This is a genomic window from Enterobacter sp. RHBSTW-00994, from assembly GCF_013782625.1.
In the GTDB taxonomy this organism is placed as follows: Bacteria; Pseudomonadota; Gammaproteobacteria; order Enterobacterales; family Enterobacteriaceae; genus Enterobacter.
This window is the reverse complement of record NZ_CP056199.1, coordinates 4,772,748-4,784,516: the sequence shown is the minus strand read 5'-3', so window position 1 is coordinate 4,784,516 and position 11,769 is coordinate 4,772,748. Positions and strand designations below refer to the sequence as shown.

General features: G+C 52.3%; 12 protein-coding genes. 9 read left to right on the top strand and 3 right to left on the bottom strand.

Annotated features, from left to right (window positions below; translation table 11 throughout):
* Positions 1-199: 199 nt before the first annotated feature.
* Both rhaS and rhaR read left to right on the top strand, forming a co-directional pair.
* Entirely contained in the window at positions 200-1,036 is an 837-nt protein-coding gene (gene rhaS, locus HV346_RS22810) for an HTH-type transcriptional activator RhaS (RefSeq protein WP_181621506.1), read from the top strand.
* 73 nt (positions 1,037-1,109) lie between these two features.
* Entirely contained in the window at positions 1,110-1,958 is an 849-nt protein-coding gene (rhaR, locus tag HV346_RS22805; protein WP_181621504.1) for an HTH-type transcriptional activator RhaR, read from the top strand.
* Here rhaR and rhaT read toward each other — a convergent pair whose 3' ends face one another.
* On the bottom strand, positions 1,959-2,993 hold the full coding sequence (rhaT, locus tag HV346_RS22800; RefSeq protein WP_181621503.1) for an L-rhamnose/proton symporter RhaT: 1,035 nt from the start codon (positions 2,991-2,993) through the stop codon (positions 1,959-1,961).
* 289 nt (positions 2,994-3,282) lie between these two features.
* On the opposite strand from rhaT, the gene sodA reads away from it, so the two are divergent.
* Complete coding sequence (gene sodA, locus HV346_RS22795; RefSeq protein ID WP_181621502.1) at positions 3,283-3,903, top strand: superoxide dismutase [Mn]; 621 nt, start codon at positions 3,283-3,285, stop codon at positions 3,901-3,903.
* A 7-nt stretch (positions 3,904-3,910) separates the two neighbouring features.
* Positions 3,911-4,648 (top strand): 6-hydroxyaminopurine reductase, encoded by a 738-nt coding sequence (gene yiiM / locus HV346_RS22790; RefSeq protein WP_181621501.1) that lies wholly within the window; start codon positions 3,911-3,913, stop codon positions 4,646-4,648.
* A gap of 82 nt (positions 4,649-4,730) precedes the next feature.
* Here yiiM and cpxA read toward each other — a convergent pair whose 3' ends face one another.
* Positions 4,731-6,104: an envelope stress sensor histidine kinase CpxA gene (cpxA, locus tag HV346_RS22785; protein ID WP_181621500.1), complete on the bottom strand. Its 1,374-nt coding sequence runs from the start codon at positions 6,102-6,104 to the stop codon at positions 4,731-4,733.
* On the bottom strand, positions 6,101-6,799 hold the full coding sequence (cpxR, locus tag HV346_RS22780; RefSeq protein ID WP_006179159.1) for an envelope stress response regulator transcription factor CpxR: 699 nt from the start codon (positions 6,797-6,799) through the stop codon (positions 6,101-6,103). The genes cpxA and cpxR overlap by 4 nt, the downstream gene beginning before the upstream one ends.
* 150 nt (positions 6,800-6,949) lie before the next feature.
* Between cpxR and cpxP the strand changes: the two genes are divergently transcribed.
* From cpxP to HV346_RS22755, 5 genes are all read left to right on the top strand, one after another.
* Positions 6,950-7,456, top strand: coding sequence for a cell-envelope stress modulator CpxP (cpxP, locus tag HV346_RS22775; RefSeq protein ID WP_181621499.1), 507 nt, complete (start codon positions 6,950-6,952; stop codon positions 7,454-7,456).
* Between the two features lie 153 nt (positions 7,457-7,609).
* Complete coding sequence (fieF, locus tag HV346_RS22770) at positions 7,610-8,515, top strand: CDF family cation-efflux transporter FieF (RefSeq protein ID WP_181621498.1); 906 nt, start codon at positions 7,610-7,612, stop codon at positions 8,513-8,515.
* 175 nt (positions 8,516-8,690) lie between these two features.
* On the top strand, positions 8,691-9,653 hold the full coding sequence (gene pfkA, locus HV346_RS22765; RefSeq protein WP_181621497.1) for a 6-phosphofructokinase: 963 nt from the start codon (positions 8,691-8,693) through the stop codon (positions 9,651-9,653).
* A 236-nt stretch (positions 9,654-9,889) separates the two neighbouring features.
* Positions 9,890-10,879 (top strand): sulfate ABC transporter substrate-binding protein, encoded by a 990-nt coding sequence (locus HV346_RS22760; protein ID WP_181621496.1) that lies wholly within the window; start codon positions 9,890-9,892, stop codon positions 10,877-10,879.
* 111 nt (positions 10,880-10,990) lie between these two features.
* Positions 10,991-11,740: a CDP-diacylglycerol diphosphatase gene (locus HV346_RS22755; RefSeq protein WP_181621494.1), complete on the top strand. Its 750-nt coding sequence runs from the start codon at positions 10,991-10,993 to the stop codon at positions 11,738-11,740.
* Positions 11,741-11,769 lie beyond the last annotated feature (29 nt).

Sequence of the window (11,769 nt, the reverse complement as noted above, 5' to 3'; positions counted from 1 at the left end):
AAGATGAACGTGAGGGAGTTCACAGTTTCCAGTAATGACGGGCGTTGCAGGCAGTGTGACGCTTGCCGCATTTCCCGATCTTTCCATCCGTTTCTTGAAAAACGGACAGCTTTTGCGCGCTTTACTGCTGAAAATTTAAGGTGAGTACGGAGAGCCTTAATTACTATTTTGAGAACATTTCTCATTGGTGGGGGCCGTTATGACCGTACTACACAGCGTGGATTTTTTTCCTTCGGGAGGTTCGCCCGTTGCGATTGAGCCACGGCTCCCTCAGGCTGCATTTCCTGAGCATCATCATGATTTTCATGAAATTGTTATTGTTGAGCATGGAACGGGTATCCATGTGTTTAACGGCCAGCCGTACACCATCAGCGGGGGGACGGTCTGCTTTGTGCGCGATCATGATCGCCATTTGTATGAGCATACCGATAACCTGTGCCTGACCAACGTGCTCTATCGCTCGCCGGATGCGTTCCAGTTTCTCTCCGGGCTTAATCAACTGCTGCCGCAGGAGAAGGACGGACACTACCCGTCACACTGGCGGGTGAATCAGGCCACATTGCAGCAGGTACGCCAGTTGGTGAGCCAGATGGAACAGAGTGAAGATGGGCTGGAAACGCATGCCATCGCCACGCGTGAGCTGTTGTTCATGCAACTGCTGGTTCTGCTGCGCCGTAGCAGTCTGGTGGAAGGTCTGGGGAATAATGATGCCCGGTTGAATCAGCTGATGGCCTGGCTTGAGGATCACTTTTCTGAAGATGTTTGTTGGGAAATGCTGGCGGAGCATTTTTCGTTGTCGCTGCGAACCCTGCATCGGCAGCTAAAACTGCAAACCGGACTTACCCCACAGCGGTATCTCAACCGCCTGCGGCTGATTAAGGCCCGCCATCTGTTGCGCCATACTGACGAGAGCGTGACGGATATTGCTTATCGCTGTGGTTTTGGCGACAGTAACCACTTTTCGACGCTCTTTCGCCGAGAATTTAGCTGGTCGCCACGTGATATTCGCCAGGGCAAGGACACGCCACTGCAGTAACGCGAGGGCAGTCACCGTTTTTTTACCGCAAAAAGGCTAATAATGTCAGGTTATTCGCCGTTGAGGTCCTGCCGTGGCTACTCAGTTAATCCTTCGCAAAGATGATTTTTTTGCCTCCGCCGGGCAAGCCGTCGCGGTGGCTGATCGCTATCCGCAAAATGTCTTTGCGGAACATACCCACGAGTTTTGTGAACTGGTGCTGGTGTGGCGAGGTAACGGTTTGCACGTTCTTAACGACAGGCCTTATCGCATTACGCGCGGTGACTTGTTTTACATCCGCGCGGAAGATAAGCACTCCTACGCCTCGGTAAACGATCTGGTTCTGCAAAATGTGATTTATTGCCCGGACAGGCTCAAACTCAACCTTGACTGGGCTGCGACTATTCCAGGTTTTACCGAGGCTAAAGGCGCATCCCACTGGCGTTTGAGCAGTAACGGTATGAACCCGGTTCGCCAGGTGATCACCCAGCTTGAACAGGAGAGTCAGAAGGGCGATAGCCTGGCTAACCAGATGGCGGAGCTGCTGTTTGCTCAACTGGTGATGATGCTTAAACGCTATCGCTACGCCACCGATAACCCGTCCGCGACGGCGCAGGAAGCCCTGCTGGATAAATTGATCACGACGCTTGCTGGCAGCCTCAACCGCAGTTTTGTGCTGGAGAAATTTTGTGAGCAGGAACAGTGCAGCGAGCGCGCGCTACGCCAGCAGTTCCGCACCCAGACCGGGATGACGGTGAACCACTACCTTCGTCAGCTTCGAATTTGCCACGCGCAGTATCTGCTGCAACATACGGAGCTGATGGTGAGTGAAGTGGCAATGCGTTGTGGCTTTGAGGACAGTAACTACTTTTCGGTGGTGTTTAACCGCGAGGTGGGGATGACGCCGGTTCAGTGGCGTCATCGTAGTCGGAAAGCGGCGTAATCAGTTCGCCATACCGAGGCCGACAATATTGGCGGCGATGATTATCACCACGCAACCCAGGCTCAGTACGCCAACCGGACGACGCCCGGCATTGTTCCATTCCTTCAGTACCAGCCCAACCAGCCCACCGCACAGCACGTAAAAGCTCATGTGCAGCATCCAGCTCATGTAGTCATACTGCGCGGGAATACTGGCATGGCCCCAGGCGTAGAAGAAGAACTGCAAATACCACATCAGGCCGCCGAGGGCAGAGAGCAATACGTTGGTGATGATCAGGTTTTTTGCGAGCGAGAAATCGGCCTTTACCGACAAATTCTTCACTTTTGCCAGACGAATAAAACAGAATCCCAGGTTCACCAGCGCACCGCCGCCCATAATCACCACGTAGCTTGGCAGGGCGACATACAGCGGGTCAACGCCCAGCGCGGCAGCGGCTTCATGCATCGGTTTGGCGGCGTTCATGGCGAATGACATTCCGGCGGAGAAAATACCGCACATCACTGCCAGCAGCAGGCCTTTCTTCAGGTTGAAGTCTTCGGCCTTGATGCCCATTTTGCGCTCTTTCAACTGACCCGCGCGCGTGACAATCCCGACGCCAATGACGGCAACCATCACGCCCAGCAGCGTCATCCTTCCGCCTTCTGTGTTGATCAGCACATCAAAATTCCCGTTGAGGATTGGGGTCATCAATGTGCCGACAATCAGCGTGATACCAATCGCGATACCGATACCCATCGACATACCGAGATAGCGCATGGTGAGGCCGTAGTTGATATTACCGATGCCCCACATTGCACCAAACAGGAAAACCGGCAGCAGCGTGGAGGCGCTAAAGGAGGAGAAGTAGCCCCAGAAATCGGGCAATAGCATGGCGCTAATGGTCCAGGGCAGGATCAGCCATGAAACCGTTCCGCCAACGGACCACATGGTTTCCCATGACCAATGTTTAACCTTTTTAAACGGGGCATAGAAACAGGCTGCACTGGCTGCGCCTATCAAATGCCAGAAAATACCCATCGTAATCGCATGATTCATTTTTACATCCTCATCGTTTTTATATGTCGGTAGCTTCCCGCCGACTTGATGAGTGTAAAAATTAGGCGGTTTGAGAACCTTCAGAAGGTTGCCGCACTTTTCTTTTGGATGGCAATCAGCGCGTTAACCGCGTGAGCAGACTCACAGATTCTTGATTTGCACAAAAAACGATAACCTTATAAAAACTACGGCATTGATAATCATTTTCAATATCATTTAATTAACTATAATGAACCAACTGCTTACGCGGCATTAACAGCTGTGCCGCCCGACAATAATGGAGAGGATTATGAGTTATACACTGCCATCCCTGCCGTATGCCTACGACGCACTGGAACCGCATTTCGACAAGCAGACGATGGAAATCCATCACACCAAACATCACCAGGCTTACGTTAACAACGCGAACGCTGCGCTGGAAAGCCTGCCAGAATTCGCCAGCCTGTCTGCTGAAGAGCTGATCACTAAACTGGATCAACTGCCCGCTGACAAGAAAACCGTTCTGCGTAACAACGCCGGTGGTCACGCTAACCACAGCCTGTTCTGGAAAGGCCTGAAAACCGGCACTACGCTGCAGGGCGACCTGAAAGCAGCCATCGAGCGTGATTTCGGTTCCGTAGACGCTTTCAAAGCAGAGTTTGAAAAAGCAGCAGCAACCCGTTTCGGCTCTGGCTGGGCGTGGCTGGTACTGAAAGGTGACAAACTGGCTGTGGTTTCTACCGCTAACCAGGATTCCCCTCTGATGGGTGAAGCCATCTCCGGCGCATCTGGTTTCCCCATTGTGGGCCTGGACGTATGGGAACATGCGTACTACCTGAAATTCCAGAACCGTCGCCCGGACTACATCAAAGCCTTCTGGGACGTGGTGAACTGGGACGAAGCAGCAGCACGTTTCGCCGCTAAAAAATAAGGTTGCATTGACGCCTGTGAGAAGCGAGTCTGATGACTCGCTTTTTTTGTATCTGCATAAAGGAGCAGCGATGCATTACCCGGTGAATGTGTATACAGGCAAGGTAAGGGATTACGACGGCAGCCGCCCGAGTGCCATTGCAAAAATTCAGGTCGACGGTGAGCTGACGCTAACCGATCTCGGGCTTGCGGGTGACGAACAGGCCGAAAAAAAAATCCACGGCGGGCCTGACCGCGCGCTGTGTCATTATCCTCGCGAGCACTATCTCCACTGGATCCGTGAGTTTCCTGAACAGGCTGATCTGTTTGTGGCGCCGGCTTTTGGTGAGAACCTTTCTACGGAAGGGCTGACCGAGAAAAACGTCTTTATCGGCGATATTTTCCGCTGGGGCGATGCCTTGATTCAGGTCACGCAGCCGCGTTCGCCGTGTTTTAAGCTCAACTATCACTTCGGCATCAACGATATGTCGGCGCAACTGCAAAGCGCAGGCAAAACCGGCTGGTTGTATCGCGTTATTTTGGCCGGACAGGTCTTTGCAGATGCACCGCTGGAACTGGCGTCGCGTCTGAGTGATGTTTCCGTTTATGAGGCCTGCGCCATCGCCTGGCATATGCCCTTTGACGATGAGCAGTATCATCGGTTGTTGTCGGCGGCAGGGCTTTCAACAAGCTGGACGAGAACAATGCAAAATCGACGTAGTAGCGGGAAGATCGAAGATAATTCGCGGAGATTGTGGGGGAAATGACGCCCCCTCATCCAAAAGAGCGAGAGTGAAAAGAGCGCACCGGGTAATTCCCTCTCCCGCCGGGAGAGGGTTAGGGTTCGTACTACGAACGCTTATACAATGGCAACCAGATCGTTAACCGCAACCCACCCAGCGGGCTATCATCGGCTTTCACCCAGCCGCGATGTTGCTGAATGGCGGTTTCAACAATGGCCAGACCCAGCCCCGTACCACCAGATTCACGATCGCGAGCCTCGTCGGTACGGTAGAACGGACGGAAAATCTGCTCACGGTCTTCCTGACTCACGCCAGGACCATCGTCATCCACAATGATGGTGATACCGTCTTTGTCCACCGAGAACGCCACTTCAATCTTCGTGTGCGAGTAGCGCAGGGCGTTACGCACGATATTCTCCAGCGCACTTTCCAGCGCGTTAGGGTTACCGTACAGCGGCCATGGCCCCGGCGGGAAGTTGACGGTGAACGATTTGCCCATCTGTTCTGCTTCGAAAGCGGCGTTGTCTAGCACCTCATGCCACAGATGGTTGGCTTTTACCGTTTCGCTGACCAGCGCATTTTTCTGCTGATTGCGCGACATCACCAGCAGATCGTTGATCATGCTATCCAGTCTATGAGCTTCCGTTTCGATACGTTCCAGCTCTTTGCTTTCACCGCTGCGGCGTCGGAGTAATGCCGTTCCGAGCTGGAGCCGCGTAAGCGGAGTGCGAAGCTCGTGCGAGATGTCTGAGAGCAGACGTTGCTGCGCCGTCATCATGCGATCAAGTGCCGTCACCATCTGGTTAAAACTGGTCCCGGCAGCCAGGAATTCCTGCGGCCCTGCTTCCAGTTCAGGATGCTGTCTCAGGTTGCCCTGAGCGACTTCGTCGGCGGCATTTTTGAGTTTACGGGCCGGTTTTGCCAGGCTCCACGCCAGCCATAACAGCAGCGGTGAACTGACCAGCATCGTAACAATCAGCAGCAACAGCGGGCGGTCAAACAGCAAGTTGATAAAATCAGACTGGGAGCTACTTGCCGGGCGAATCAGATAGAGTTGGTAGTTATCCTCCCCATCCCTGATGGAGAAGGGGCCGACCATCTCGACCCGGCCATATTTCTTCTTCTGCGGATGATCGGCATTATCCGCTTGACCAATGAAGTTGCGGATGATCTGCATTTCATTGCGTTCTGCGCCAATAACGCGGCCTTCGCTGGTCACCAGCAGCAGACGTTGTCCGGGAGGGGCCCACTTATCGATGGCGCGAAATAACCTGCGCCACCACATCAAATCGTTTGGCGGATCGTTTGCCAGCTCGGCTTCAACGTGTTGCTCGATCATCACGCCCTGACGTTGCTCGCTGTCGAGAAGCTCCGTCATTTGGCGTGAGTCGAGTTTTGGCAACATCAAAACGAGCATTAAAACCAATGCCAGCGTCAGCCAGAAAATGGCGAAGATGCGGGCGGTTAAGCTGCCTATCATGAAGCGGAAACCATCAGATAACCGCGACCACGCAGGGTTTTAAACCATGGGTGACCGTCTTTACGCTCCGGCAGCTTACGGCGCAGGTTAGAGATGTGCATGTCGATGGCGCGGTCAAACGGTGTGAGGCGTTTGCCCAGCACTTCCTGGCTTAAGTGTTCACGCGATACCACCTGACCAAGATGTTGTGCCAGGAGATAGAGCAAGGTGAACTCCGTGCCTGTCAGTTCCAGCGTCTGGCCATCGAAGCTCGCTTCCTGGCGGCCTGGGTTCAGGCTCAGGGAGTCCACTTCCAGCGTTGGTGAGCTGTTGTCAGTGTTCTGCTGCTGTTCGCTCCAGTGAGAGCGACGCAGGATCGCGCGAATACGGGCAACCAGTTCACGGTCATTGAACGGTTTAGGTAAATAGTCATCCGCGCCCAGTTCAAGGCCGAGGACACGGTCAAGTTCGCTGCCGCGTGCGGTCAGCATAATCACGGGAGTCTGGTGCGTCTGGCGTAACTCTTTCAATGTATCAATGCCGTTTTTCTTCGGCATCATGACGTCGAGTAAAAGTAAATCGATGCTGTCGTCAAGGAGACTCAGCGCCTGCTCGCCATCATGGGCAACCAGAACGTTGAAACCTTCCATGTCGAGCAACTCCTTTAAAAGGGATGTGAGCTCTCGGTCATCATCAACTAACAGGATTTTATTCATTGTTTAAATACCTCCGAGGCAGAAATTACGACATCAAGGCTGTCTAATCCATGACTTTACGTTGTTTTACACCCCCTGACGCATGTTTGCAGCCTGAATCGTAGACTGTCTCTCGTTGAATCGCGACACGAAAGATTTTGGGAGCAAGTGATGCGCAAAGTTACCGCTGCCGTCATGGCCTCAACGCTGGCGTTCAGTGCGTTTAGCCAGGCTGCTGTAGCTATTATCGGCAACAACGAGTCCTCAACAGAGGGCACAGCGCAGCATAGCAGCCAAAGCCATATGTTTGACGGCATAAATTTAACCGAGCATCAGCGCCAACAGATGCGAGATCTGATGCAGAGGGCAAGACACGATCAGCCCCCTGTTAATGTTAGCGAAATGGAGACAATGCATCGCCTTGTCACCGCAGAAAATTTTGATGAACGCGCTGTGCGCGCTCAGGCAGAAAAAATGGCACAGGTACAGGTTGCCCGCCAGGTCGAAATGGCCAGGGTCCGCAACCAGATGTTCCACCTGCTATCGCCCGAGCAGCAAGCGGTTCTGAACGAGAAACATCAGCAACGAATGGATCAGTTGCGTGAGGTTGCACGGATGCAGCGAAGCTCAGAAACGACGCTTTTCAGTAGCAACAGCAGTACCCGTAGTAACCAGTAAACCCTGTTTTCCTTGCCATAGACACCATCCCTGTCTTCCCCCACATGATGTGGGGGTTTTTTTTGCCCGTCATTCAGGTTTGTTCACCGTTTATTCATCCTTTGACTCCCTTTGCATCCGTTATACTAGCGGCATGAGATGACTGGAGTGTTTATGAATCAATCCTATGGACGGCTGGTGAGCCGGGCGGCAATTGCGGCGACCATCATGGCATCGTGTTTGCTGATCATTAAAATTTTTGCGTGGTGGTACACCGGCTCGGTCAGTATTCTGGCTGCACTGGTGGACTCGCTGGTGGATATTGCCGCCTCGCTCACTAACTTGCTGGTGGTGCGTTACTCATTACAACCAGCGGATGACGAACATACCTTTGGTCACGGGAAAGCGGAATCACTCGCGGCGCTGGCGCAAAGTATGTTTATCTCTGGCTCTGCGCTATTTTTGTTTTTAACCGGCATCCAGCATTTAGCATCACCGACACCAATGAATGATCCGGGAGTCGGTGTCGTGGTTACTATTATCGCGCTTATAAGCACTCTTGTTCTTGTTACGTTCCAGCGCTGGGTCGTGCGTAAAACGCAAAGCCAGGCAGTGCGGGCAGATATGCTTCATTATCAGTCTGATGTTATGATGAATGGCGCTATTCTTATTGCGCTTGGTCTTGCCTGGTATGGATGGCATCGTGCCGACGCATTATTCGCGTTAGGGATTGGGATCTATATTTTATATAGTGCGTTACGTATGGGTTATGAAGCGGTGCAATCGCTTCTGGATCGCGCGCTTCCCGATACTGAACGACAAGAAATCTTTGATATCGTGACCTCCTGGCCGGGCGTCAGTGGGGCGCACGATCTTCGTACGCGGCAGTCAGGGCCGACCCGCTTTATTCAGATTCATTTAGAAATGGAAGACAATCTGCCACTGGTTCAGGCGCATTTGGTGGCTGAGCAGGTTGAGCAGGCGATTTTGCAGCGTTTTCCTGGTTCAGACGTCATCATTCACCAGGACCCCTGTTCAGTCGTGCCTAAGGAAGGCAAAGGGCATTTTGAGCTTTCGTAATTCGTTGTAAAAAAGTGCGCCAGGCCAGCATTTTGTGTATAAATTACCGCCATTTGGTCTGACCTGAATCAATTCAGCTGGAAGTGATTGATATACTATTTGCAGTATTCGTTGGTTGAATAGTTTTCTTCTGGCAACAGATTTCAATTTTGCATTCCTAAGTTCAGAGGTAGTCATGATTAAGAAAATCGGTGTGTTGACAAGCGGCGGTGATGCGCCGGGCATGAACGCTGCAATTCGCGGTGTTGTCCGTGCAGCACTGACGGAAGGTCTGGAAGTGTTTGGTGTCTATGACGGTTATCTGGGCCTGTATGAAGACCGCATGGTACAGCTAGACCGCTACAGCGTGTCTGACATGATCAACCGTGGCGGTACATTCCTCGGTTCTGCGCGCTTCCCTGAGTTCCGTGATGAGCACGTCCGTGAAGTGGCTATCGAGAACATGAAAAAACGTGGCCTGGACGCGTTGGTTGTTATCGGTGGTGATGGCTCCTATATGGGTGCAAAACGTCTGACTGAAATGGGCTTCCCATGCATCGGTCTGCCTGGCACTATCGATAACGACATCAAAGGAACTGACTACACCATCGGTTACTTCACCGCACTGGGTACAGTGGTGGAAGCCATTGACCGTCTGCGTGATACCTCTTCTTCTCACCAGCGTATCTCCATTGTTGAAGTTATGGGTCGTTACTGTGGTGACCTGACGCTGGCAGCGGCTATCGCCGGGGGCTGTGAGTTCGTGGTGGTTCCTGAAGTGGAATTCAGCCGTGAAGATCTGGTTAACGAAATCAAAGCCGGTATCGCGAAAGGTAAAAAACACGCGATCGTTGCTATCACTGAGCACATCTGTGATGTAGACGAACTGGCGAAGTACATTGAAACCGAAACCAAACGTGAAACCCGTGCAACGGTACTGGGTCATATCCAGCGTGGTGGTTCCCCTGGCCCATACGATCGTATCCTGGCATCCCGTATGGGGGCGTACGCAATTGACCTGCTGCTGCAGGGCTTTGGCGGTCGTTGCGTTGGTATTCAGAACGAAAAACTGGTTCACCACGACATTATCGACGCAATTGAAAACATGAAGCGTCCATTCAAAGGTGACTGGCTGGACTGCGCGAAAAAACTGTACTGATCATTGTCTGTTGCCCGGTGCTGCTGTGCTTATCGGGCCTGCGAGGTCAATGCAAAACGGTAACCTAATGGTTACCGTTTTTTTATGTTTCCTCTCTCCCGTGAGTAAAGGTGTCCGCCCGCTCAAAGTCACTTTTTATTCCTCTACGTTATAGCCAATCTTTTTTTATTCTTTAATCATTGGATATCTTTCTGGCACGCTGCATTCATCAAAACACTACATAAGAGAGCTGGGCGATGAATAAATGGGGCGTGGGTTTAACATTATTGCTGGCATCGACCAGCGTTCTGGCAAAGGATATCCAGTTACTGAACGTGTCATACGATCCGACGCGTGAACTCTACGATCAGTACAACAAAGCATTTGCTGCACACTACAAACAGGAAACCGGTGACAACGTGGTGATCCGCCAGTCTCATGGTGGTTCCGGTAAGCAGGCAACGTCTGTTATCAACGGTATCGAAGCTGATGTGGTCACCCTGGCGTTGGCATACGACGTCGATGCGATTGCCGAGCGTGGCCGTATCGATAAGAACTGGATCAAGCGCCTGCCGGATAACTCCGCACCCTATACGTCGACCATCGTTTTTCTGGTGCGCAAAGGCAACCCAAAACAAATTCATGACTGGAATGACCTGATCAAACCGGGCGTTTCTGTTATCACCCCGAACCCGAAAAGCTCTGGTGGCGCACGCTGGAACTACCTGGCGGCCTGGGGTTACGCGCTGCATCACAATAACGGTGACCAGGCAAAAGCGCAGGACTTCGTCAAATCCTTGTTTAAAAATGTAGAAGTGCTGGATTCTGGTGCTCGCGGTGCAACCAATACCTTCGTTGAACGTGGGATTGGTGACGTGCTGATTGCATGGGAAAACGAAGCACTGCTGGCGACAAACGAGCTGGGCAAAGACAAGTTTGAAATCGTGACCCCAAGCGAATCTATTCTGGCTGAGCCAACGGTCTCTGTTGTGGACAAAGTTGTTGAGAAGAAAGATACCAAAGCGGTGGCTGAAGCCTACCTGAAGTATCTCTACTCACCGGAAGGCCAGGAAATCGCCGCGAAGAACTTCTATCGCCCTCGCGATCCCGAAGTGGCGAAGAAATATGACAGCGAGTTCCCTAAACTGAAACTCTTCACCATTGACGATGAGTTCGGTGGCTGGGCGAAAGCGCAGAAAGAACACTTCTCAAATGGCGGAACGTTCGACCAGATCAGCAAACGCTAAGCGTTTGAAAATGAATGACACGGTGACCCGGTGTGAGAAATCCACCGGGTTTTTTATTTGGTCATCATTTTGCGTTACTCTTTCACGTCAAACGGATTCAGGGAATGGGTAATGAAAAAAGCAGGTTATCTTTTACTGACGCTGGTCGTCATTGCGCTCGCTGCCGGTGGCTGGTTCTGGAAAAAGTCCGGTAACCCGGATGCGTTACGCCATATCGTGCTTGAACAGTGTGTGCCGAATCAGCTGCAAAATCGTCATCCCGCACCTTGTGCTCAGGTAAAAACGGACGCGGGCTATGTGATTTTCAAAGATCGCAACGGGCCGTTGCAATATCTGCTGATGCCGACGTATCGCATCAATGGAACGGAAAGTCCGCTTCTGACGGAGCCTCATACCCCCAACTTCTTCTGGCTGGCGTGGCAGTCGCGCAGCTTTATGAGCCTGAAGCATGGCTCAAAAGTCCCTGACAGTGCGATTTCGCTGACCATCAATTCGCCGACAGGGCGGACGCAAAATCATTTCCATATTCATATTTCCTGCCTGCGCCCGGATGTACGTGAGAAGCTCAATACCAGCCAGGGGGAGATCAGCACCCAGTGGCTGCCGTTGCCGGGCGGGCTGGAAGGACATGAGTATCTCGCGCGTCGGGTCACGGAGAACGAGCTGGTGCAGCGCAGTCCCTTCCTGATGCTGGCGGAAGAGGTTCCTGAAGCGCGCGACCATATGGGGCGTTTTGCGCTGGCGATGGTACAGCAGTCTGACGGCTCGTTTGTTCTGCTGGCAACCGAACGTAATCTGTTTATGTTTAACCGTGCATCTGCTGAGGAATTACAGGATCATCAATGCGATATCCTGAATTGACCCCACCATAAATAGCGTTTACTCGCACT